24 protein-coding genes and 3 tRNA genes are annotated in these 22,389 nt (G+C 71.7%); 20 read left to right on the top strand and 7 right to left on the bottom strand.

Annotation, left to right across the window (positions count from 1 at the left end; all coding sequences use genetic code 11):
* Nucleotides 1-32 precede the first annotated feature (32 nt).
* The 3 genes from KIS93_RS24070 to KIS93_RS24060 all read left to right on the top strand — a co-directional run bounded on the left by KIS93_RS24070 (nt 33) and on the right by KIS93_RS24060 (nt 293).
* Nucleotides 33-108, top strand: a tRNA-Glu gene (locus KIS93_RS24070).
* Nucleotides 109-126: 18 nt separating this feature from the next.
* Nucleotides 127-202, top strand: a tRNA-Glu gene (locus KIS93_RS24065).
* 18 nt (nt 203-220) lie between these two features.
* A tRNA-Glu gene (locus tag KIS93_RS24060) sits at nt 221-293 on the top strand.
* 210 nt (nt 294-503) lie between these two features.
* On the opposite strand, the gene KIS93_RS24055 is transcribed toward KIS93_RS24060, so the two are convergent.
* Both KIS93_RS24055 and KIS93_RS24050 read right to left on the bottom strand, forming a co-directional pair.
* On the bottom strand, nt 504-2,213 hold the full coding sequence (locus KIS93_RS24055; RefSeq protein ID WP_080045538.1) for a hypothetical protein: 1,710 nt from the start codon (nt 2,211-2,213) through the stop codon (nt 504-506).
* A gap of 58 nt (nt 2,214-2,271) precedes the next feature.
* A complete protein-coding gene (locus KIS93_RS24050) occupies nt 2,272-2,988 on the bottom strand; it encodes an IclR family transcriptional regulator (protein ID WP_043618626.1) in 717 nt (238 codons plus the stop codon).
* A 62-nt stretch (nt 2,989-3,050) separates the two neighbouring features.
* Between KIS93_RS24050 and leuC the strand changes: the two genes are divergently transcribed.
* From leuC to KIS93_RS24030, 4 genes are all read left to right on the top strand, one after another.
* On the top strand, nt 3,051-4,436 hold the full coding sequence (gene leuC, locus KIS93_RS24045; RefSeq protein ID WP_080045539.1) for a 3-isopropylmalate dehydratase large subunit: 1,386 nt from the start codon (nt 3,051-3,053) through the stop codon (nt 4,434-4,436).
* 14 nt (nt 4,437-4,450) lie between these two features.
* Entirely contained in the window at nt 4,451-5,038 is a 588-nt protein-coding gene (leuD, locus tag KIS93_RS24040; RefSeq protein ID WP_080045540.1) for a 3-isopropylmalate dehydratase small subunit, read from the top strand.
* Entirely contained in the window at nt 5,017-5,328 is a 312-nt protein-coding gene (locus KIS93_RS24035; RefSeq protein ID WP_186404414.1) for an SCO5555 family protein, read from the top strand. The genes leuD and KIS93_RS24035 overlap by 22 nt, the downstream gene beginning before the upstream one ends.
* Nucleotides 5,329-5,427: 99 nt before the next feature.
* Nucleotides 5,428-5,727, top strand: coding sequence for an HU family DNA-binding protein (locus tag KIS93_RS24030; protein WP_080045541.1), 300 nt, complete (start codon nt 5,428-5,430; stop codon nt 5,725-5,727).
* Nucleotides 5,728-5,782: 55 nt separating this feature from the next.
* Here the strand turns inward: KIS93_RS24030 and KIS93_RS65595 are convergent, their stop codons facing one another.
* Nucleotides 5,783-6,175: a hypothetical protein gene (locus KIS93_RS65595; RefSeq protein ID WP_230465824.1), complete on the bottom strand. Its 393-nt coding sequence runs from the start codon at nt 6,173-6,175 to the stop codon at nt 5,783-5,785.
* Here KIS93_RS65595 and KIS93_RS24020 point away from each other — a divergent pair.
* Nucleotides 6,141-7,313 (top strand): MFS transporter, encoded by a 1,173-nt coding sequence (locus tag KIS93_RS24020; protein WP_186404413.1) that lies wholly within the window; start codon nt 6,141-6,143, stop codon nt 7,311-7,313. The genes KIS93_RS65595 and KIS93_RS24020 overlap by 35 nt on opposite strands.
* On the opposite strand, the gene cofC is transcribed toward KIS93_RS24020, so the two are convergent.
* Entirely contained in the window at nt 7,297-7,950 is a 654-nt protein-coding gene (cofC, locus tag KIS93_RS24015) for a 2-phospho-L-lactate guanylyltransferase (protein WP_080045544.1), read from the bottom strand. The genes KIS93_RS24020 and cofC overlap by 17 nt on opposite strands.
* Nucleotides 7,951-8,030: 80 nt before the next feature.
* On the opposite strand from cofC, the gene KIS93_RS24010 reads away from it, so the two are divergent.
* The 3 genes from KIS93_RS24010 (at nt 8,031) to KIS93_RS24000 (ending at nt 10,915) form a co-directional block, all read left to right on the top strand.
* Entirely contained in the window at nt 8,031-8,741 is a 711-nt protein-coding gene (locus tag KIS93_RS24010; protein WP_080045545.1) for a lysophospholipid acyltransferase family protein, read from the top strand.
* Between the two features lie 4 nt (nt 8,742-8,745).
* A complete protein-coding gene (locus KIS93_RS24005) occupies nt 8,746-9,756 on the top strand; it encodes an NAD(P)H-dependent glycerol-3-phosphate dehydrogenase (protein ID WP_080045546.1) in 1,011 nt (336 codons plus the stop codon).
* Nucleotides 9,757-9,820: 64 nt separating this feature from the next.
* Complete coding sequence (locus KIS93_RS24000) at nt 9,821-10,915, top strand: D-alanine--D-alanine ligase family protein (RefSeq protein WP_080045547.1); 1,095 nt, start codon at nt 9,821-9,823, stop codon at nt 10,913-10,915.
* Here the strand turns inward: KIS93_RS24000 and KIS93_RS23995 are convergent.
* Together KIS93_RS23995 and KIS93_RS23990 are read right to left on the bottom strand one after the other, a co-directional pair.
* A complete protein-coding gene (locus KIS93_RS23995; protein ID WP_080045548.1) occupies nt 10,898-11,329 on the bottom strand; it encodes a DUF3515 family protein in 432 nt (143 codons plus the stop codon). The two genes, KIS93_RS24000 and KIS93_RS23995, sit on opposite strands and share 18 nt — an antisense overlap.
* A 13-nt stretch (nt 11,330-11,342) precedes the next feature.
* Nucleotides 11,343-11,576, bottom strand: a complete 234-nt coding sequence (locus KIS93_RS23990; RefSeq protein WP_080047540.1) for an Lrp/AsnC family transcriptional regulator — start codon at nt 11,574-11,576, stop codon at nt 11,343-11,345.
* Between the two features lie 68 nt (nt 11,577-11,644).
* On the opposite strand from KIS93_RS23990, the gene KIS93_RS23985 reads away from it, so the two are divergent.
* Both KIS93_RS23985 and KIS93_RS23980 read left to right on the top strand, forming a co-directional pair.
* Nucleotides 11,645-12,592 (top strand): thiamine-phosphate kinase, encoded by a 948-nt coding sequence (locus KIS93_RS23985; RefSeq protein ID WP_080047541.1) that lies wholly within the window; start codon nt 11,645-11,647, stop codon nt 12,590-12,592.
* A gap of 126 nt (nt 12,593-12,718) precedes the next feature.
* Nucleotides 12,719-14,500, top strand: a complete 1,782-nt coding sequence (locus KIS93_RS23980; protein WP_155129181.1) for a hypothetical protein — start codon at nt 12,719-12,721, stop codon at nt 14,498-14,500.
* A 129-nt stretch (nt 14,501-14,629) separates the two neighbouring features.
* Here KIS93_RS23980 and rpmB read toward each other — a convergent pair whose 3' ends face one another.
* Nucleotides 14,630-14,815: a 50S ribosomal protein L28 gene (rpmB, locus tag KIS93_RS23975; protein WP_049556934.1), complete on the bottom strand. Its 186-nt coding sequence runs from the start codon at nt 14,813-14,815 to the stop codon at nt 14,630-14,632.
* 202 nt (nt 14,816-15,017) lie between these two features.
* On the opposite strand from rpmB, the gene KIS93_RS23970 reads away from it, so the two are divergent.
* The 7 genes from KIS93_RS23970 (at nt 15,018) to rnc (ending at nt 22,361) form a co-directional block, all read left to right on the top strand.
* Nucleotides 15,018-16,562: a DAK2 domain-containing protein gene (locus tag KIS93_RS23970; RefSeq protein WP_080045549.1), complete on the top strand. Its 1,545-nt coding sequence runs from the start codon at nt 15,018-15,020 to the stop codon at nt 16,560-16,562.
* A 106-nt stretch (nt 16,563-16,668) separates the two neighbouring features.
* The gene (gene recG, locus KIS93_RS23965) at nt 16,669-18,846 is read left to right on the top strand and encodes an ATP-dependent DNA helicase RecG (protein WP_080045550.1); all 2,178 of its coding nucleotides are present in this window, start codon (nt 16,669-16,671) and stop codon (nt 18,844-18,846) included.
* Nucleotides 18,847-19,493: 647 nt separating this feature from the next.
* Nucleotides 19,494-20,129 (top strand): RsmD family RNA methyltransferase, encoded by a 636-nt coding sequence (locus KIS93_RS23960; RefSeq protein WP_080045551.1) that lies wholly within the window; start codon nt 19,494-19,496, stop codon nt 20,127-20,129.
* A gap of 14 nt (nt 20,130-20,143) precedes the next feature.
* On the top strand, nt 20,144-20,620 hold the full coding sequence (coaD, locus tag KIS93_RS23955) for a pantetheine-phosphate adenylyltransferase (RefSeq protein ID WP_080045552.1): 477 nt from the start codon (nt 20,144-20,146) through the stop codon (nt 20,618-20,620).
* Between the two features lie 54 nt (nt 20,621-20,674).
* On the top strand, nt 20,675-21,244 hold the full coding sequence (locus KIS93_RS23950) for a YceD family protein (protein WP_080045553.1): 570 nt from the start codon (nt 20,675-20,677) through the stop codon (nt 21,242-21,244).
* Between the two features lies 1 nt (nt 21,245).
* Nucleotides 21,246-21,425 (top strand): 50S ribosomal protein L32, encoded by a 180-nt coding sequence (gene rpmF, locus KIS93_RS23945; protein ID WP_033409409.1) that lies wholly within the window; start codon nt 21,246-21,248, stop codon nt 21,423-21,425.
* A 216-nt stretch (nt 21,426-21,641) separates the two neighbouring features.
* Nucleotides 21,642-22,361 (top strand): ribonuclease III, encoded by a 720-nt coding sequence (gene rnc, locus KIS93_RS23940; RefSeq protein WP_080045554.1) that lies wholly within the window; start codon nt 21,642-21,644, stop codon nt 22,359-22,361.
* Nucleotides 22,362-22,389: the final 28 nt, after the last annotated feature.

Genomic DNA, 22,389 nt, shown 5'->3' with positions numbered 1-22,389 from the left:
CGGGGAGGCCCGGCAGAGCAGCTTGTGGGCAAGGTCCCGTCGTCTAGTGGCCCAGGACGCCGCCCTCTCAAGGCGGTAGCGCCGGTTCGAATCCGGTCGGGACTACCACTGCCACAAGCCCGCGAAGGTCCCGTCGTCTAGTGGCCCAGGACGCCGCCCTCTCAAGGCGGTAGCGCCGGTTCGAATCCGGTCGGGACTACCACTGCCACAAGCCCGCGAAGGTCCCGTCGTCTAGTGGCCCAGGACGCCGCCCTCTCAAGGCGGTAGCGCCGGTTCGAATCCGGTCGGGACTACGCTCGCCCTTTCCGTTCAGGAAAGGGCGTTTTGTGTTTTTACGGCAAGCCGTGGGCGACGCCACCCACCGCACGTGGCCGGCCCCCGTCCAGGGAAACGCTCCTCCGGTTCCCCGGCTGAGCACCGTTACGTGCGCCTCGTTGACCGTTCGCGTGCAACAAGACGCCCCCGCCGTTCGAGCCGAACGGCGGGGGCGTTCTGTTGTGGGGTCAGACCGAGCGGGCCTTGAACAGCGCCCGGCGGGCCGCCTTGGCGACCTGCTTGTCCGGGTGGACCTGGGAGATCAGGTCCAGCAGCTCCTCCACGTGCGCGTGCGGGATCTTCCAGATCACTTCGAGCAGCTCGTTGACCATCTCGGGGCCGATGTCGCGCAGGCTGCTGACGAACTCGGAGCGGCCGAGGCCGGCCGAGATCGTCCACATGTCGAGGATGAGCCAGTGGGTGTCGTCCTGGGTCGGCTCGGGCGCCCCCTCGACCCCGAGCTGGCTCAGGTGCGTGGCCGCGTAGGGCCGCAGCGACGGCTGCTTGAGCGCGGCCTGCCAGGCGGGGACCGCGGCCTCGCCGAGCGTGCCGACGACGCTGGCCGCCTGCACCCTGATGAGGGCGTCGCTGTCGTCCTCGGCGGCCGCGTCGAGCAGCTCCTCGGCGGCCTTGGCCGGCTCGCGCAGCCGCATCCAGGCGGCGAACTCGGCGTCGGCCTCCTCCTCGGGCAGCTCGGCGCTGAGCGCGAGCAGCTCGTGGGCGCTCATGGACTCGATCGCCGGGCGGGCGTCGACCTCGATGTCGGCGTCGTCGATGAGGTGGACGACGCCTTCGGTGCCGAGCGGGGTCAGGCGGACGGTGTCGCCGTCGAGCTCGACCATGCCGTACCCGATGAGCCAGTCGATGGCGGGGGCGAGCGGGTCGCCGGCCGCCTCCCACGCGTCGGCGCCGAGCTCGTCGAGGTCGGCGGCGGCCTCGGCGAGCTCCTGCGCCAGCTCGGCGCGCTCGCGCGAGCCGCCGGCCAGCAGCAGCCGGATGAGCAGGCCCCTGGTCAGGCCCGCGAGGGCCATGGTGAGGTCGTCGTCGTCGAGCTCGGGGTCGCCGTAGTCGACCGAGTGGAGGCCGAGCATCCACGCGTCGAGGACGTCCTCGTCGTCGTCGAACGGCCACTCGGCCGTGTCATCCTGGACCGCCACCGTGCCGCCCTCGCCCGGCTCGAGGAACTCGAGGTCGACGGCGAGGTTCCAGATGTTCCACAGCTGGGGGACGGCCTCGGCGATGGGGCCGTCGGTCTCGGGCCTGGGCAGGCCGGTGACGGCCAGCGCCTCCTCGACCTCGGCGTCGGTGAGCAGGGTGTCCTCGCCGACCTTGCGGCCGGAGCCCACCCAGACGGCCAGATCGCGGGCCTTGGCGACCAGCGGCGCCTGCCGGGCGGCCTCGGCCAGCTCGGTGTCGGGCCGCAGCCTGATGGTGTCGAGCTCGGCCAGCTCGTCGGCGAACGGCTCGAAGTCGCCCAGGTCGCCGCTCTCGTCCTCCTCGTCGTCGCCTTCGGTGTCGTCGAGCAGCTCCTCCATGAGGTCGACGAACTCGTCCTCGACGTCGTCCAGCTCGGCCTGCAGATCGGCGAGGCTGTCGGAGCCCTGGTTCAGCCGGCCGGTCTGGGAGAGGAACGTCAGGTACGCGTCGACGGCGGGGAGCATCCCGTCGGCGGCGGCGTCAGGGTCCTCCACGACCTTGGGCATGCGGTCGAGCAGCAGGTTACGCAGGTCGGCGCGCTTCCACGTGCCGAGGTCCTGCGAGAAGGCGAGACGGTGCCACAGAGCGGCGGGCCCCACGAGCTCGGGGTCGCTCTCAGGGGCGTTCGCGCGCGCCCACATGATGAACTCTTCGAGCAGGGGTCGCAGCTCAGTGGCGGCTACCTCGATGCGATCTGTCACGCACTCAGGCTAGTGCGCCGGGGCAGCACTCGGCTCCCCAAATACATCCTTTTCCCGATCATGACGTGCGGCGCATCGCCTCGGTGATCCGTTCGGCGGCCGCCATGACGGGCACCGCGTGGAGGCGTCCGGGGGCTCGCGTGAGCCGTTCGATGGGCCCCGAGACGGACACGGCCGCGATCACCTTGCCGCCGCTGCCCCTTATCGGCGCTGAGACGCTCGCCACACCCTGCTCCCGCTCGCCGACGCTGTGGGCCCAGCCCCGGCGGCGCACGGAGGCCAGCGTCGCGGCGGTGAACTTGGCGCCGCGCAACCCGCGGTGCAGCCGGTCGGGCTCCTCCCAGGCCAGCAGGATCTGCGCGGCGGAGCCGGCCGTCATGGGCAGCGCGGAGCCCACGGGGACGGTGTCGCGCAGGCCGCTGGCGCGTTCGGCGGCGGCCACGCAGACCCGCTCGTCACCCTGGCGGCGGTAGAGTTGCGCGCTCTCCCCGGTCAGGTCCCTGAGCTGCATCAGCACCGGCGCGGCCACCGCCAGCAGCCGGTCCTCGCCGGCCGCGGTGGACAACTCGGACAGCCGCGGGCCGAGCACGAAGCGGCCCTGCGTGTCACGGCTCACGATGCGGTGGTGCTCAAGAGCGACGGCCAGCCGGTGGGCAGTGGGGCGGGCCAGGCCGGTGGCCTGGACGAGCTGAGCCAGGGAAGCGGGTCCCGCTTCGAGGGCATTGAGTACAAGAACTGCCTTGTCGAGTACTCCGACTCCGCTAGAGTTGTCCATACACCGATACTGCAGTCTCGACATATGAGAAAGCAAGTCGGAGGATTCTCAAGGAGGAGATCATGGGCCGCACACTGGCCGAGAAGGTCTGGGAGCAACACGTAGTCCGTCGCGCCGAGGGCGAACCGGACCTGCTCTACATCGACCTGCACCTCATCCACGAGGTGACCAGCCCGCAGGCGTTCGACGGGCTCCGTCTCGCCGGCCGGAAGGTGCGGCGGCCCGATCTCACCATCGCCACCGAAGACCACAATGTCCCGACCGTGCTCGGCCCGATCGCCGACCCGGTGTCGAAGACGCAGGTCGAGACGCTGCGCAAGAACGCCGCCGAGTTCGGCATCCGGCTGCACCCGATGGGCGACGCCGGTCAGGGCGTGGTGCACATCATCGGCCCGCAGTTCGGCCTGACCCAGCCCGGCATGACCATCGTGTGTGGCGACTCTCACACCTCCACGCACGGCGCGTTCGGCGGCATCGCGTTCGGCATCGGCACCTCCGAGGTCGAGCACGTGCTGGCCACGCAGACGCTGCCCGCCTACCGCCCCAAGACGATGGCCATCGAGGTCTCCGGCGAGCTGCCGGTCGGCGTCACGGCCAAAGACCTGATCCTGGCCATCATCGCCAAGATCGGCACCGGCGGCGGCCAGGGCTACATCGTCGAGTACCGCGGTGAGGCCGTGCGCAAGCTCTCCATGGAGGGCCGCATGACGATCTGCAACATGTCGATCGAGGCGGGCGCCCGCGCCGGCATGATCGCGCCCGACGAGACCACGTTCGCCTACCTCAAGGGCCGCAAGCACGCCCCCCAGGGCGAGCTGTGGGACCAGGCGGTCGAGTACTGGAAGTCGCTGCGCACCGACGACGACGCCGTGTTCGACAAGGTCGTGGAGATCGACGCCTCGACGCTGACCCCGTTCGTCACGTGGGGCACCAACCCGGGCCAGGGCCTGCCGCTGGGCGAGAGCGTCCCCGACCCCGAGTCGTTCGACGACCCGGTCGCCCGCTCCGCCGCCGAGCGCGCCCTGGAGTACATGGGCCTGACCGCCGGCACGCCGCTGCGCGAGATCGAGGTCGACACCGTCTTCGTCGGCTCCTGCACCAACGGCCGCATCGAGGACCTGCGCTCGGCCGCCGAGATCCTGCGCGGGCGCCAGGTCAAGACGCGCACGCTCATCGTGCCCGGCTCGATGATGGTCAAGAAGCAGGCAGAGGAGGAGGGCCTGGACGAGGTGTTCAAGGCCGCCGGCGCCGAGTGGCGCGAGGCCGGCTGCTCGATGTGCCTGGGCATGAACCCCGACACGCTCAAGCCCGGCGAGCGCAGCGCCTCCACCTCCAACCGTAACTTCGAGGGCCGCCAGGGCAAGGGTGGCCGCACCCACCTGGTGTCGCCGCAGGTCGCCGCCGCGACCGCCGTCACCGGCCGCCTGACCGCGCCCGCCGACCTGTAAGGGAGACCCGTTCCATGGAAGCCTTCACCACCCACACCGGTACGGCGGTGCCGCTGCGCCGCAGCAACGTCGACACCGACCAGATCATCCCGGCCGTCTGGCTCAAGCAGGTCAGCCGCACCGGCTTCGAGAAGGGCCTGTTCGCCGCCTGGCGGGAGGACCCGACGTTCGTCCTGAACGACCCCTCCTACGAGGGCGGCTCGATCCTGGTCTCCGGCCCCGACTTCGGCACCGGCTCCTCCCGCGAGCACGCCGTGTGGGCGCTGCAGCAGTACGGGTTCCGCGTCGTGATCGCGGCCCGCTTCGGCGACATCTTCCGCAACAACTCCACCAAGATGGGCCTGCTGCCGGTCGTCCTGCCCGGCGACAAGGTCGAGGCCCTGCAGGCCGCCGTCGAGGCGGAGCCGAAGCTGGAAGTGACCGTCGACCTGGTCGAACGCCAGGTCCGCTGGGCCGATGAGGTCGTGCCCTTCGAGATCGACGACTACACCCGCTGGCGGCTGATGGAGGGCCTCGACGACATCGGGCTGACCCTGCGTCACGCCGACGACGTGGCCACGTACGAGAATGGTCGGCAGCCATGGCTGCCGACGACCGTCTAGAGGACGACGAACTGGCGCGGCGGTTGCGCGATGCGCACCGCCGCGTCCGCATGCTGCCCGCCGCCGACAAGGAGCGCCACGCCCGCCGCTACCTGTCGATCTGCGACCTGGCCAAGCGGGACCCGGAAAGGGCCGCGGCCCGCCTCGACGCGTTTCTGGCCGCCCTCGACGAGCCCCCGCACGAGCCCCCGCACGAGCCCCCGCACGAGCCCCCGCGCGGGTCCGTTTCCGGGGCCGCGCAGGAGCCGCCCGACACGCCACGCGAGCGGAAAAACACGCCGGGTGATTGAGTTCCCTCGCGATCCCGCCTACTTTCGAGCGCGTAAGGGGTTTCTACGTCGAAGTCGTGAGCTGGAACCCCGAGCCGTAACTGGGGGAGCAGGACTTTCATGAACAAGCGAGAACTCGTCGAGGCCATCGCGGATCGGGTGGGCGACAGGAAGACGGCCACGGAGGCCGTCAACGCGGTCATCGACGCCATCCAGAAAGCCGTGGCCAGCGGCGACAAGGTCTCGATCACGGGCTTCGGCGCGTTCGAGATGGTGAACAAGCCCGCTCGCACGGCACGCAACCCGTCGACCGGCGCGGAAATCAACGTCGCGGAGAGCTGGGCGCCCAAGTTCCGTCCCGGATCCGATTTCAAGGATCTGGTGAACGAGGGCGGCAAGAAGATCGGCAAAAAGAAATAAATCCGGCCGACGGATGAACCAGCACGCCCGGGCCCCGGCCCGGGCGTGACGTTTGTCACGTGTTTTGAAATTCTCCGGGCACCGGAAACGTGGACAGCGTGACATAGGCGACACGCCCGCCGGACATCCCGAGATTGACCCGCTGCCCCGTGCGCAGCAGCCGCAGCGGCCCCGCGTCGAAGGCCGCGGTGCCGAACTCCAGCACGCTGCCGTCGTCGAGGAACACCGTGCCCGAGCGCGTGGCCTCGTCGAAACTCCGTACGGTCCCTTGCACGCGTCCAGCGTAATCGGTTGCCCCCGCGCGGACGAGCACGCACGATCGCGGCATGGGTCCCCGGGGGAGCGTCGGACGCACGGCGCGGTCGAGCGGGATCCTCATGCTGCGGCCGTGCGGAATCTCCGGCTTCGGGCGCATGGTCTGGTCGAACGGGATCTCCGGCTTCGGCACCCAGATCACGATCGTCGCCCTTCCGCTGACCGCCGTGCTCACGCTGCGGGCGAGCCCGTTCCAGCTCGGCCTCCTGACGGCCGTGCAGTCCGCCGCGTTCCTCCTGATCGGCCTGCCCGCCGGCGTCTGGGTGGACCGGCTGCGCCGCCGCCCCATCCTGGTCCGGGCCGACCTGGTCAGGGGCGCGGTCCTGCTCACCGTGCCCGCCGCCGCCTGGCTGGGCGTGCTCACCCTGCCGCACCTGTACGCGGTCGCGCTCGTGCTCGGCGTGGGCGCCGTGTTCTTCGACGTGGCCCACATGAGCTTCCTACCGGCGGTCGTGCCCCCGGAGCAGCTCGAACGGGCCAACGGCCGCCTGGAGGCGACCCGGCAGGTGAGCGTGCTGGCGGGCCCGGCGGCGGGCGGCTGGCTGGTGGGCGCGCTGACCGCCCCGGTCGCGTTGCTGGCCGACGCGGCGGGCTACCTCGCCTCGGGGCTGCTGCTGTCGGGCGTGCGGGCGGACGAGCGGCCCGCGCCGGCGGAGAGAGGGCGGCTCTGGGCGGACGTCCGCGAGGGCGTCACGTTCGTGATCAGGGAGCCGGTGCTGAGCCGGGTCGCGCTGGGCGGGGCGCTCACCCGCGTCGCGCTCGGCGTCTGCGCCGTCGGCTACCCGCTCTACCTCGTCGTCCACCTGCGCGTCAGCGCCACCACCTACGGCCTGCTGCTGTCGGCGTCGGCCGTCGGCGCCCTGGCGGGGGCGATGCTGGTGGCCCGGGTGACGAGCCGCCACGGCGTCGGCCCCACCTTGTACGGCTCCGCGGCGCTCGTCGTGCTCCTCCAGCTCCCCGCCCTGGCCACCGGGCCCGGGTGGCGGCTGCTGCTCTTCCCCGTCGCCGCGGCCCTGGCGGGCGCCGCCGGGGTGGTCTTCAACGTGGCCCAGCTCAGCCACCGGCAGCGCATCACCCCCGGGCACCTCCTGGGCCGGGTGAACGCCAGCATGCGCTTCCTGATGTGGGGCACGACGCCGCTGGGCGGGCTGGCGGGCGGCGTGCTGGGGGAATGGCTGGGCGGCTACGGGGTTTTCGCGGTGGGGGTGGCGCTGCTCGCGCTGTCGTACCTCGCGATCGTCACCGCCCCCTCGATCAGGCGGGCGGGGTGATGCCGGCGTCCGGCCACAGCTCGGCGACCACCGCCGCCGTGTGCCGCCCCAGGCCCAGCGCGATGGCCGCGCGCAGGTCGTCGGGGGTGTCCACGTCGCGGCGCACCGAGTCGATGCCCGGCACGCACAGCTCCTTGGCCCCGCCGGACAGGTGCTTGGCCCGCGACTCCCCGCCGAAGCGGGGCGTGAACGGCGTGCCCGGCCGTACCCCGTAGAAGGTGGTGCCGACGTCGAGCGCGTCCGGCACGAAGGACTGGTCGAACTCGGCCGCCGCCGCCAGCGCCACCGCCAGCTCGGCCGGCCGCAGGGCGGGCAGGTCGGCCTGGAGCGCGCCCACCGCGTCGCCCGGCGCCACCCGGACGGCGTGGGCGGCCCCCGTGCGCAGCGCGGTGTTCAGGCCCCGGTCGGGGTCGGGCACCACGTCGGCGCCCAGCGCGGCCAGCGGCCCGGCGGCGGCCGGGTCGGCGGTCACCACGATCACCCGGGCGACCGGCGGGCACGCCAGCGCCGCCGCCACGGTGTCACTGGCCACCGCCACGGCCAGGCGGGTGCGGTGCGGGCCCGTCGCGGCGGCCAGCCGGGTCTTCGCCGCGACCAGCGTCTTCACCGGAATGACCAAGGACCAGCGGATGCTCATAGGGTTAAGCATCCCGCCTCGACATCCCGCGTGGCCAACCGGGAGACTTGGGCGCATCCCCGTACCGTGTTGGAGGAAGCATGAGCCGCCCCACGCGACCGTCGCGTTTCTGGGAGAGCTTCGCCGTCGCCGTGGTCAAGCCGCTGTCGCGGCTCCTGGTCAAGCGCGACTGGCGGCACGGGGAGCGCATCCCGCGGACCGGCGGCGTGATCATCGCGGCCAACCACCTGTCGTGGACCGACCCCGTCCTGCTGTCGCACTTCCTCTACAACAACGGCCGCTGGCCGGTCATCCTCGCCAAGTCGGGACTGTTCAGGGTGCCGTTCCTGGGGCGGGCCGTGACGGGGCTGCTGGCGATCCCGGTCGAGCGGGGCAGCAGCGAGGCGGCCAAGTCGCTGCGCATCTCCGCGCAGCGGCTCGACGACGGGTGCGCGATCCTGTTCTACCCGGAGGGCACCTGCACCCGCGATCCGGACCTGTGGCCCATGGTGGGCAAGACGGGCGCGGCCCGGCTGGCGCTGGAGAGCGGCGCGACCGTCATCCCGGTGGCGCACTGGGGAGCACAGGAGCTGCTGCCGTACGGTGAGAAGAAGCCCAGGTTGTTCCCGCGCAAGACGTTCCGCGTCAGCGTGGGGCCGCCTGTGGACCTGTCCAAGTACGCGGGCAAGCCGATGCACGCCGACGTGCTGCGCGAGGCCACGGCCGACATCATGGCCGCGATCACCGTGCAGCTCGCCGAGCTGCGCGGCGAGAAGGCGCCGGCGACTCCCTACGACCCGGCCGGACGGTGATCGAATGACGAAGGTGGCCGTTTTCGGCGCGGGCTCGTGGGGCACCACGTTCGCGATGGTCCTGGCGGAGGCCGGCAGCGAGACCACGCTGTGGGGCCGCAGGCAGGAGGTGGTCGACGCGATCAACCGCGACCACGCCAACGCCGACTACCTGCCCGGCGTGACGTTGCCGGCCGGGCTGCGGGCCACGACCGATCCCGCCGAGGCGCTCGACGGGGCCGAGTTCGTCGTGCTCGCCGTACCGTCCCAGACGTTGCGCGCCAACCTGACCGCCTGGCGCGACCTCATCCCCGAGCGGGCGGTGCTCGTCAGCCTGATGAAGGGCATCGAGGTGGGCACCACGAAGCGGATGAGCGAGGTCATCCGCGAGGTGGTCGGGGTGCCGGAGGAGCGCGTCGCGGTCGTCTCCGGCCCGAACCTGGTGCCCGAGATCGCCGCCCGCCAGCCCGCCGCCACCGTCGTGGCCTGCACGGACCTGTCGGTGGCCGAGCGGCTGCAGGCGATCTGCCACCTGCCGCCGTGGTTCCGCCCCTACACCAACCCCGACGTGATCGGGGTCGAGCTGGGCGGCGCGGTCAAGAACGTCATCGCCCTGGCCGTCGGCGTCTCCGCCGGCATGGGCATGGGCGACAACGTCAGCGCCATGCTCATCACCAGGGGTCTGGCCGAGATCTCCCGCCTGGGAGCCGCGCTCGGGGCCGACGCGCACACGTTCGCGGGCCTGGCCGGCATGGGCGACCTCGTCGCCACGTGCACGTCGCCGCTGTCGCGCAACCGCACGTTCGGCGAGAACCTGGGCCGCGGCATGACGCTCGCCGAGGTCATCGCGGTCACCAAGCAGACCGCGGAAGGCGTGAAGTCCTGCGAGTCGGTGCTGGAGCTGGCCAGGAAGCACGACGTCGAGATGCCGATCACCGAAGTGGTCGTCGGCGTCGTCCACGACGGCATGTCCCCGTCGGAGGCCGGCATGCTCCTCATGTCCCGCTCACCCAAGCCGGAGCGGTACGGCGTGTGAGAATGACCTGAATACGGCGTGCTCGGCTCGCTGTGACAGGGACACCCCGGTAGATTCGGACACCATGAGCAAGCCACGCGTCGCCGTCGTTTTCGGAGGCCGCAATTCCGAGCACGCCGTGTCCCTGATGGGCGCGGGCAGCGTGCTGGATGCGATCGACAGGAGCAAGTACGAAGTGATCCCGATCGGGATCGCCCAGGACGGCAGGTGGGTGCTGGCCGCTTCCGACCAGCGGTTCGCCATCGAGGACGGCGAGCTGCCGAGCGTCGACACCACGGGCGCGGCGCTCGCGCTGCCCTCGGGCTCCGGCTCCCTGGTCGCCTACGATCCCGGCGCCATCCCCGTCGAGCTCGGCTCCGTCGACGTCGTGTTCCCCGTCATGCACGGGCCCTACGCCGAAGACGGCACGATCCAGGGGCTGCTGGAGATGGCGGGGGTGCGCTACGTCGGCTCCGGCGTGCTGGCCAGCGCCGTCGGCATGGACAAGGCGTACATGAAGACGGTGATCGCCGCCGCCGGGCTGCCGACCGGCCCGTACGTCGTCATCCGCGACCGCGACTGGCGGCTCAACCGCGAGCAGGTGCTCAAGGAGGCCGAGGAGCTGGGCTACCCGGTGTTCGTCAAGCCGGCCAGGGCGGGCTCCTCGCAGGGCATCTCCAAGGCGTCCGACCGGGCCGAGCTGGAGTCGGCGGTCGAGTTCGCCCGCCAGCACGATCCGAAGGTGCTGGTCGAGGCCGCGATCGTGGGCCGCGAGATCGAGTGCGCGGTGCTGCAGTCGCTCGGCGACGAGCCGGCCGCGGCGTCGCTGCCGGGCGAGGTGCGGGTCGAGGGCGGGCAGGAGTTCTTCGACTTCGAGGCGAAGTACTACCCCGACCAGATGTCGCTGACCGTGCCCGCCGACATCCCGCAGGAGACGGCGGAGGAGCTGCGGGCGATGGCGGTGCGCGCGTTCGAGGCGCTGGAGTGCGAGGGGCTCGCGCGGGTCGACTTCTTCTACACGGCCGACGGCAAGCTGATCTTCAACGAGATCAACACGATGCCGGGGTTCACGTCGTTGTCGGTGGCGCCGCAGCTCTGGGCGGCCTCGGGGCTGTCGTACCCGGCGCTGGTGGAGCGGCTCATCCAGCTCGCGCTGTCGCGCTCACCCGGCCTGCGGTGAGAGCCGCCCGATCGGCCCGGACAGGTCGGCCAGCACCTCGGCGGCCACGTGCTCGCCGCCGACCGTGACCTCCACGTAGGCCGTGTCGGTCACCGCCGTGAACAGCGCCGGCTTGTCGGGATCGGCGAACCACCCCACGCCGCCGATCTCCTGGAGCGTGTCGGTGGGCGCCATCCTGGCCGGCCGGGGCACGCCGCAGCGCAACGCGATCGTCCCCGAGCCCCAGACGGCCACGTACGGCGACTCGGGCGCGGACGTGCCGCGTTCGTCACCGTCGAGGGTCTGGGGCAGCAGGGTGGCCAGCTTGTCGCAGGCCGCCACCGCCTCGCCCTCAGGGGTGGGCGGTTCGACCTGTACGGTGCCGCCGCAACCGGCGAGTGTCAGGAGAACGAGCAGGACGGCGGCGGCACGCATGCGACGACTACCTTCAAATGTGAACGATGGGACACGTCAGCGTACGCGTGATCCCGCTCACCGCCTGGATCTGGGCGACGACGAGCTTGCCCAGCTCATCGACGTTTCTCGCTTCCGCACGAACGATCACGTCGTAGGGCCCCGTCACGTCTTCCGCTTGAGTGACCCCGGGAATCCCGGAGATCTCGCGGGCCACGGCGGCGGCCTTGCCGACCTCGGTCTGGATAAGGATGTAGGCCTGCACCATCACGTCCTCCCGGGCGATTGGATCACGCCGAACGCCCACCGTACCCTGTGTGCGTCAGGAGGTGCGTCATCACAGTCGGAGATCTCGGCGAGTTCGGTGTAGTAAATCGTATTACCACCCGTCTGCCCCAAGGTGCGGCGGTAATGCTCGGCCCGGGTGACGACGCCGCCGTCATCGCCGCGCCCGACGGGCGCGTGGCCGTCTCGACCGACCTGCTGCTCGAAGGCCGCCACTTCCGCCGCGACTGGTCCTCCGGCTACGACGTGGGCCGCAAGGCCGCCGCTCAGAACCTCGCCGACGTGGCCGCCATGGGCGCCACCCCCACCTCGCTCGTCGTCGGGCTCGGCCTGCCCGCCGACCTGCCGCTGACCTGGCTCGACGCGCTCACCGACGGCTTCGCCGACGAGTGCGCCACCGTAGGCGCGAGCGTGGCCGGCGGCGACGTCACCCGCTGCGACCTGGTCGTCATCGGGGTGACCGCGCTCGGCGACCTGGCCGGGCGGGCCCCCGTGCTGCGCTCCGGCGCCCGGCCCGGGCACGTGGTCGCGGTGGCGGGCCGGCTCGGCTACGCCGCCGCTGGCTGGGCGCTGCTGGAGGCCGGGGTGCCCGCCGACACGCCCTTGCTGGCCGAGGCCGTGGCCGGGCACCGCGCGCCGAGCCCGCCGTACGCGATGGGGCCGCTGGCGGCCGAGCTGGGAGCCAGCGCCATGCTCGACGTCAGCGACGGGCTGCTGCAGGACCTCGGGCACGTCGCCGAGGCCAGCGGCGTACGCGTGGAGCTGGACCCCGAGGCGTTCCCCGTGGGCGAGCCGGTGGTGGCGGCGGCCAAGGAGCTGGGGGCCGACCCCCTGGAGTGGGTGCTCGCGGGTGGCGAGGATCACGCTCTGGCGGCGGCGTTCCCGGCGGACGTGCGGCTGCCGGACGGCTGGCACGTGGTGGGCCGGGTGGCCGAGGGGGAGGGCGTGCTGGTGCACGGGCGCGAAATCGGGCGTCGCGGGTGGGATCACTTTGGGTGATTATCTGTCCCGATTTAAGTGAAATTTTCCGAGTTTGGGGTAGGACTCGTGGGATTGCTGTGACAACGGCGTAGTAAAGGTGTTATGAAGATTGGCGGCCACTGTAACCGGAAAGAAAGGGCAGCCATGGGCCGCCACGGCACAGGTGGATCCGACGACGGGGACGAACGGGGGAACAGCGCATTCTGGGGTCCTGACGAGCAGGCCGAGCCGCCGGGCTGGCCGTCGCTGCCGGACCGGCCGGAGGTCACGGGGCAGTGGGCCCCCATGCCGCGGCGCACGGACGCGCCGCCGCCGCGTGGGCCGCAGCCGGAGCCGTTCGAGACCACCGGGGCCTTCGCGCTGCCCAGCGACCTCGCCGGTGGCCTCCCCCCTGCCAACGACCCCGCGGGTGCCTTCCCGCCCCCTAGAGGGCCGAAGGAGGACGAAGCCGGTCCGTTCGAGACGACCGGCGCCTTCGCGCGGCCGCCCGAGTGGGATCAGCAGGGCGGGCGTGGCGACTTCTCCGGGCCTTCGACCGGCGACTTCCCCGCGAACGGGCCCGACGGGACGGCGGTCTTCGGCGCGCCCGGAGCGCCTGGACCTGGTGCGCCTGGCTCGAACCCCTTTGACCGGCCCGGCCCGCTGGACGCCGCCGCCGAGCGCACGAGCTTCTTCGACGTGCCCGCCGAGCGCACGGCGTTCTTCGACGGGCCTCCAGACCGTATGGGCGCCCCTGCCCCCGGCCAGCCAGACCCCGGCCGTCCTGGTGATGGCCGGCCGCCCTTCGGGCGTCCTGGAGAGGGGACCGGGCCGTTCGGGGCGGCCGACCCTGAGGGTACGGCCAGGTTCGACGCGCCGTCCGGCCCCACCGGCGTCTACAGCGGCCCGCCCGAGCCCGGCGACATCAAGGTGGCCGGCGAGCCCACGGCCGCGCTGACCCCCGCCTGGGCCAGCGCCGAGACCGGCTTCCTCGACTCCGGCTGGTCGAACGACCCCGGACCGCAGGACGACGAGCCCCGGGGCCGTCGTGGCCGCCGCAAGCAGGGCCGCGGCGCCGGTGGCGGCGGTGGCGGCGACGACGTGCTGGCCGCCCCGTCAGGCCCCGGCAAGGGCCGGGTGGCCCTGCTGTCCGTGGCCGCCGTGGCCGTCGTGCTCGGCGGCACCGTGGCGGGCGTCAAGTTCATGAGCTCCTCCGGCGAGCCGGGCAAGTGCGAGGGCGCGACCTGCGCCGCCGTACAGGTCACGAGCAGCGCGCCGGGCCCCGCGGTCTCCGAGCCCGCCGAGGAGGACTCCGAGGCCCCGACGGACGAGGAGCCCGCGGAGGAGGCCGCCGAGGACAGCGAGCCCGCCGAGACCCCGACGCCGACCGCCTCCTCCAACGTCCGCACGCCGCAGCGCGTGACCACCACGCCCACGCCGTCGCCGAGCAAGAGCAAGACGAAGAAGCCGGCGGAGCCGAAGGACGAGGAGACGGAGGACCCGCCGGTCGAGGAGAGTGTGTCGGAGACCCCGAGCGACGAGGTCTCGACGCTGGACGACACCCACACCGACACGGGCGCCGGCACGCCCGGCGGCAGCACGCCCGCGCCCACGTTCACGGGCTCGGTCGGCTCGACGGGCGGCAACGCGGGCTCGGTCAACGTCAAGCAGACGATCAAGCAGCGCCTCGCCACGTACTCGGCGGACCTGACGCTGTCGAACACCTCTCCCCAGACGCTGGAGAACCCCACCGTCTCCGTCCCCGTGGACGGCCGGGTCACCGACGTGGACGGCGCGGAGTGGACGCAGGACGGCGACCTGCTCATCCTCGACCTGACGGTGCCGCTCGCGGCCGGGGAGTCGGTCGAGGTCACGTTCACGGCCACGGGCCGGGGCTCCGAGGCGCAGAACTGCGGCCTGGTCGCGGGGGAGTGCGTCGTCGCCTGATACACGGCAAAAAGGGGGGCTCCGGACGATCGTCCGGAGCCCCCCTTTTTTTGTTGGGGTCGGGCCAGGGCATGACGAAGGCCCGCAGCTCCCTCGACGGGAGAGGCGGGCCTTCGCGGACGTGCGGGACTAGCGGGTGACCTTGCCCGCCTTGATGCACGACGTGCACACGTTCAGCTTCTTCGGCGTGCCGCCGATGACCGCGCGAACCGTCTGGATGTTGGGGTTCCAACGACGGCGGGTGCGGCGGTGCGAGTGGGACACGTTGTTGCCGAAGGTCGGCCCCTTGCGGCAGACATCGCAGACGGAAGCCACGGTATCGCTCCTTAAAACAGTCGATGTAGCCCTGTCCGCTGATGCATTCCACGGGCGGAGGGCATGCCGGGACAACCGGCCAGCCAGACGAGAATATCTGATCCACGCCGATGGTCGCGAACCAGAGCATCTGGACCAGGTCCCGAGCGGCGATATTCTCCTCGGACAACGGTAGCGCATACGGGCCGGTCGGGAGGCGCACATGAAGATCCTCGACCCTCCAGCCGTACGACGCTGGGCCCGCCTGACCGCCGACGCGCTCGGCCAGGTGCGCACGGAGATCGACGCGCTCAACGTGTTCCCCGTGGCCGACGGCGACACCGGCACCAACCTGCACATGACCCTGCTGTCCGCCGCCGAGGCCGTCGAGTCGCTGCCCGACGACGTCGACCCGGCCGTGATGTGGCAGACGCTCTCGTACGGGGCGCTGGTCGGCGCGCGCGGCAACTCCGGGGTGATCGTCAGCCAGGCGCTGCGCGGCCTCGCAGAAGTGCTCAAGGACGGCCCCGACCTGCGGGCCGGGCTGCTCAGGGCGGCCGTGCTCGCCAGGGAGGCCGTCTCCAGGCCGGTCGAGGGCACGGTGCTGACCGTGCTGGAGTCGGCGGCGCGGGCCGTACAGGGGCTGGAGGGGGAGCCGTACGAGGTGGCCAGGCAGGCCGCGGGGGAGGCCCGCGCGGCGCTGCGCCGCACGACCGGCCAGCTCGACGTGCTCGCCCGCAGCGGCGTCGTGGACGCCGGCGGCGCCGGGGCGACGATCATGCTGGAGACCCTCGCCGAAGTGATCGGCGGCACCTCCGCCGGCCACTACGACGTGCCCGAGCCCACCTCCCGGGTGTCGCCGATGGGCGAGGTGGGGGCGGGCTACGAGGTGATGTACCTGCTGGAGGCCGACGACCGGGCCGTGGCGGCCCTGCGCGAGCAGCTCGACGCGATGGGCGAGTCCCTGGTCGTGGTGGGCGGCGACGGGCTGTGGAACGTCCACGTCCACGTCCCCGAGGCAGGGCCGGCCGTCGAGGCCGGGATCAGGGCGGGCCGGCCGCACCGGATCCGCATCACGTACCTGGCGGAAAGCGACCGGCGCGACGGCGCGGGCCGCGGCGTCGTCGCGGTCGCCGCGGGCGACGGGATCGCCGCGCTGTTCGAGGAGTGCGGCGCCGTCGTTGTGCGGCGCGAACCCGGCACCCGGCCCGCGCTGCCCGCCGTGCTGAGCGCGATCAGGCGGGCCGGCAGCGAGGTCGCCGTCCTGCCGAACGACGACGGCGTCCGCTCCGTCGCCGCCGCCGCGGCGGAGATCGCCCGCCAGGACGGCGTGACGGTCAGCGTGCTGCCCACGAAGGCCACCGTGCAGGGGCTCGCGGCGCTGGCCGTGCACGACCCGCTGCGGCGCTTCGACGACGACGTGGTGGCGATGACCGACGCGGCCGGCCACACCCGCTACGGGCACGTGACCGTCGCCGACAGGACGGCCTTCACCAGCGCCGGGGTGTGCCGGCCCGGCGACGTGCTCGGCATGATCGACGGCGACGTGGCGCTCATCGGCGAGTCCGTCGAGGACATGGCCACCACCGTCGTGGACCGGATGCTGGCGGGCGGGGGCGAGCTGGTCACGCTGGTCACGGGCAGGCAGGCGCCGGACGGCCTGACCGGCCGCCTGGAGGCGCACCTCAAGCGCACGCGGCCCGAGGTGGACCTGGTGGTGTACGACGGGGAGCAGGGCGGCTACCCGCTCCTGATCGGCGTCGAGTGACCTGGGGCCTTGGCCGTGGTCGCGTGGGCCTTGATCGGCGTGGAACGGCCGTGACCGCGTGCCGGCTGAGGATTCCTGTCGGCGGCAAGCGGTAGAACTTATTGCCGTGAGCCGTTTCGACGAGCCTCTGACGAAGGCGCTCGACCCGAAGACCGCCAAGCTGCTGCACAGCGTGCTCGGCCTGGAGACGGTCGGCGACCTGCTGCGCCACTACCCGCGCCGCTACGCCGAACGCGGCGAGCTGACCTCGCTCGACGCGCTGGAGGTCGACGAGCACGTCACCGTGGTCGGCGAGGTGACCCGGCTGATGCGCAAGCCCATGCGCAACCGCGGCGGCACGTGGCTGGAGGTCGAGGTCGTCGACGGCAACGGCAGCCGGATCTACCTGTCGTTCTTCGGCAAGGGCTCGCACGTGGCCGAGTCGCGGCTCAAGCCGGGCCGGCGCGGGATGTTCGCCGGCAAGGTGGGCCTGTTCGGCTCCCGTACGAACCCGCGCTGGCAGCTCGCGCACCCCGAGTTCGAGCTGTTCGAGGAGGGCGAGGCGAGCGCGGAGGAGTTCGCGGCGGCGCCGGTGCCGATCTACCCGGCGGGCAAAGACCTGACGCCGTGGGCGATCAGGCGCGCCATCGGCATGGTGCTCGACACCCTCGGCCCGCTCGACGACCCGCTGCCCGCGACCCTGCGCGCCCGCCACGGGCTCCAGGACCTCGGCGAGGCGCTGGTCGCCATCCACCGGCCGAAGGACTTCGCGGAGATCGGGCGGGCGCGGGCGCGGCTGAAGTTCGACGAGGCGTTCGTGCTGCAGGCCGTGCTGCTCCAGCGGCGCCAGGCCGCCACCGCGTGGCCCGCCAAGCCCAGGCCGCGGCGCCCCGACGGGCTGCTGGCCGACTTCGACACGCGCCTGCCGTTCTCGCTCACCGAAGGCCAGGCCCAGGTCGGCGAGGAGATCGCCGCCGACCTGGCGCGCGAGCACCCCATGCACCGGCTGCTGCAGGGCGAGGTCGGCGCGGGCAAGACGGTCGTGGCGCTGCGCGCGATGCTCCAGGTCGTCGACGCCGGCGGGCAGGCGGCCCTGCTGGCGCCCACCGAGGTGCTCGCCCAGCAGCACCACCGCTCGATCACGAACATGCTCGGCGACCTGGCACAGGGCGGCATGTTCGGCGGCACGGCCGTCACGCTGCTGACCGGCTCCATGGGCGCCGCCGCCCGTCGCGCCGCCCTGCTCGACGCCGCCTCCGGCACGGCCGGCATCGTCGTCGGCACGCACGCGCTGCTCCAGGAGCACGTGCAGTTCGCCGACCTGGGGCTCGTCGTGGTCGACGAGCAGCACCGGTTCGGGGTGGAGCAGCGCGACGCGCTGCGCGAGAAGGCGGGCGGCGGGCGTCCGCACGTGCTGGTCATGACCGCCACCCCGATCCCGCGCACGGTCGCCATGACCGTCTTCGGCGACCTCGAGGTCTCCACGCTCTCCCAGCTCCCCTCCGGCCGCGCCCCCATCACCACCCACGTCGTCCCCGCCGCCGAGAAGCCCCACTACCTCGAACGCACCTGGCAGCGGGTCAGGGAGGAGGTGGCGCTGGGGCGGCAGGCGTACATCGTGTGCCCGCGTATCGGCGACCTGGAGGGCGACGAGGGAGACCTCGCGGGGGCCTCCTCCGACGACGAACGCCGGCCCCCGCTGGCCGTCCTCGACGTGGCCGAACTGCTCACCCAGGGGCCCTTCCACGACCTGCGCGTCGCCACCCTGCACGGCAAGCTCCCGCCCGAGGAGAAGGACGCGATCATGCGCGCGTTCACGCGGGGCGAGCTCGACGTCCTCGTGGCCACGACCGTCATCGAGGTCGGCGTCGACGTCCCCAACTCCTCCGTCATGATCATCATGGACGCCGACCGCTTCGGCGTCTCCCAGCTCCACCAGCTCCGCGGCCGCGTCGGCCGCGGCGGCCTGCCCGGCCTCTGCCTCCTGGTCTCCGACTTCCCCGAAGGCACCCCCGCCCGCGCCCGCCTCGACGCGGTGGCCACCACCCTCGACGGCTTCGAACTGTCGCGGGTCGACCTGGAACAGCGGCGGGAGGGCGACGTCCTGGGGGCCGCGCAGTCAGGCAAACGCTCGTCGCTCAAGCTCCTGCAACTCCTCAGGGACGAGGACGTCATCACCACGGCCCGCGAGGAAGCGGCGGCCCTGCTGGAATCGGACCCTGAGCTGGCGCGGCACGAGGGGCTGCGCGCTGAGATCGAGCGCCTGCTGGCGGACGAACGAGCGGAGTACCTGGAGAAGACCTGACGGGCGGCTGGACGGGCGGCTGGAGGCGGGGTGTGCCGTCGCCGCACGCCCCACGGCCGCCCCGGGCCGCGCCGCGTGTCGGGGCACCGGGGCGCCGGTGCAGCGAGGTGGCGTTTCGGGGCGAGGGCGCTGCACTGGGCTGGATTGGGGCGCCGGTGCGGCGGGATGGTGTGCGGTGGGGGTCGGCGCAAGGTGGGCGGTGCTCAGGGTGGTGAGCTGTGCGGATGGTCCAACCAAGAAACTGCGCGGATGGGGGAGAGGACCACGCGGATGGGGAAGGGGCGCCGTTGCGGGGGCCGGCCACGTGCGGGTCTGTGAGCGTCTTCCTGGAGGTCCTCGGCCACGTGCGGTGGGTGGCGGTGACCTTGGCTGTGCCGTAAAAGAAGGTGATCTTGAATGATGCCCAGCCGCGGGGACGGCCTCCCCCCGAATGCCGTCCCCGGCTGGGCCCACCCTCGGGTCAGGTGCCGAGGGAACCGGCGTGCGGAAGGGCTCACGATCACGCCGGTCGGCCTTCACGTGGGTCACCTTGAAGGCCGCAGTCATCATCTTGCGGCCCCGGCCCCCCGATGTGAATCACCCTTGCGTAGTCGAGGCAGACACTTGTCCACTCTTGACCTGGGCGAACATGCGGAACAATGGGTCACATGACGCGGATCATCGCAGGCGTGGCAGGTGGGCGGCGGTTGGCCGTGCCGCCGGGGCGCGGCACGAGGCCGACGAGCGACAGGGCCAGGGAAGGGATCCTCTTGACGCTGGATTCACTGTACGGACTCCGCGGCGCCCGCGTCCTCGACCTGTACGCCGGCTCCGGCGCCGTCGGGCTGGAGGCGTTGTCTCGGGGGGCGGCCGAGGCGGTGCTGGTGGAGTCGGATCCGAAGGCGGTGCGCACGATCAGGGCGAACGTGGCGGCGCTCGGCCTCGACGGGGCCCGTGTGGTGGCCGACAAGGTGGAGCGGATGCTGGCGAAGTCTCCCGACGGGGTGCCGGCGAAGGCTTCGGACGGGGTGCCGGCGAAGGCTTCGGACGGGGTGCCGGCGAAGAGCACAGGGCCGTTCGGGATCGTGTTCGCGGATCCGCCGTACGCGGTGGCGGATGACGACGTTCAGGTGGTGCTGGCGTTGCTGCGGGACAACGGCTGGCTGGCGGATGAGGCTTTGGTGGCGTTCGAGAGGGAAAGCAGGGGAAAGCCCTTGGTGTGGCCTGAAGGCTACGTTGAGGAGAGGGTCCGTCGTTATGGCGAAGCGTCCGTTTGGTACGGTCGCGCCGCCGGGAACCCGTAGACCTGGGAGGCGTCTTGCGCCGCGTAGTCTGCCCGGGGTCGTTCGACCCCATCACCAATGGCCACCTCGACATCATCGGCCGTGCCGCACGGCTGTACGACGAGGTGACCGTGGCAGTCCTCATCAACGTCGAGAAGAGCAGCCTGTTCACCGTTGACGAACGGATCGAGATCCTGCAGACCGTGACCAAGGAGTTTCCGAACGTCAAGGTGCGGAAGTTCCACGGCCTGCTGGTCGATTTCTGCAGGCAGAACGACATCCCCGCCATCGTCAAGGGCATCAGGGTGGTCAGCGACTTCGACTACGAGCTGCAGATGGCGCAGCTCAACTACCGCATGTCGGGGGTCGAGACGCTGTTCATGCCGACGAACCCCGAGTACTCGTTCCTGTCGTCCTCCCGGGTGAAGGAGATCGCCCGGTATGGTGGGGACGTCTCGGGCCTGGTGCCCGATCTCGTGCACAAGCTGCTCGTCGAGCGGCTCAGGGGCTGAGCGCGAGCTGCTATCCTTTCATTTCGGCCTTGTACGACGGCGATCGTTTTCGCCATGCCTAGCGAGAGCAGGATGACTCAGCACCTCGACCCCCGCTCCCCGTGGGTGATCTCCACTCATGACCTGGGTAAGCGGCCAGGGACGATGCGGCAGATGACCCTGACCCTCCCGGCACCGGCGGATCTCGGCGTCGACATGATCGGTGTCCCCAAAGACGCCGAAGTCGAGCTGGATCTGCGGCTCGAAGCAGTGATGGAAGGCGTGCTCGTCTCGGGCACGGCGCAGGCCCCGCTGGCCGGGGAGTGCGCGCGGTGTCTCGATCCGGTCTCCTCGGAGATCGAGGTCGATCTGCAGGAGCTGTTCTTCTACTCCGACGAGGACGCCTCGGAGGAGGATTCGCTGCTCGACGGCGAGCTGCTCGACCTCGAGCCGACGTTCCGCGACGCGGTGGTGCTCGCACTGCCGTTGAGCCCCGTCTGCCGTGAAGACTGCGCGGGGCTCTGCACGGAGTGCGGGGTCAAGCTGGCCGAGGCCGGCGACGATCACCGGCACGAGAAGATCGACGCCCGCTGGGCGTCGTTGCAAGGTCTGATTACCGACAAAGATAACGATCAGGAGAAGTGACGTGGCCGTCCCGAAGCGAAAGATGTCGCGGAGCAACACCCGCGCCCGTCGCTCCCAGTGGAAGACGACTGCTGTCGCCCTGGTGAGCTGCCCGCAGTGCCGTTCGCCCAAGCAGCCGCACATCGCGTGCCCCACCTGCGGCACCTACAACCGTCGTCAGGTCATCGAGCCGTCCGCCTGATTCTGAAGCAGTTGACGTGATGCCGACCGGGTGCCAAAGTGCCTCGGTCGGCGTTACCGTCTCAGATGCGTGCGGCGGCGGTTCGCCCGCGGCCGTGGTGGACGCCGGGGCTAACGTGTTACCCCGACGCCCACCACGTTTTCGGGCATCTTCCGCAGTCGGCGCGCCATAGGAAGATGTCCGAGGAGGAAGCACGTGGGCGCAGGTCCGAAGCCGGTGGCCGTGGAGGTCGCCAGAGACGAGCTGGAGCGGGTCCTGTCGGTCGGTCTTGACCCCGACATCCTGGAGCGCGCGCTGACGCACCGCTCCTACGCTTACGAGAACGGTGGCCTGCCCACCAACGAGCGCCTTGAGTTCCTCGGCGACTCGGTGCTGGGCCTGGTGGTCACCGACACCCTCTACCGCAACCACCCCGACCTGCCGGAAGGCCAGCTGGCGAAGCTGCGTGCGGCGGTGGTCAACATGCGTGCCCTGGCCGACGTCGCCAGGGGGCTCGGGCTGGGCCGGTTCCTGCGGCTGGGCAGGGGCGAGGAGGGCACCGGCGGGCGCGACAAGTCCTCCATCCTGGCCGACACCCTTGAGGCGCTGATCGGCGCGATCTACGTCGACAAGGGCCTCGACGAGGCGTTCCGGGTGGTGCACCTGCTGTTCGACCCGCTGATCGTGCGCTCGGCCTCGCTGGGCGCGGGGCTCGACTGGAAGACCTCGCTGCAGGAGCTGACGGCCTCCGAGGCGCTCGGCGTGCCCGAATACCACGTGGAGGAGAGCGGCCCCGACCACGCCAAGTCGTTCACGGCGATGGTGCGGGTCGGCGGCGAGTCCTACGGGTCGGGCACCGGGCGCAGCAAGAAGGAGGCCGAGCAGCAGGCGGCCGAGGCGGCGTGGACCCGCATCAGGGCCCGTCGCGAGCAGCGCGAGAGCCAGCCCGCGGGCTGAGCGCCGGAAGGGGTGCGAACCCTCCGGG

The sequence above is a fragment of the [Actinomadura] parvosata subsp. kistnae genome (assembly GCF_900323885.1).
GTDB lineage: Bacteria > Actinomycetota > Actinomycetes > Streptosporangiales > Streptosporangiaceae > Nonomuraea > Nonomuraea composti.
The sequence above is the reverse complement of the archived record's forward strand: the minus strand, read 5'-3'. Positions and strand labels throughout refer to the sequence as shown.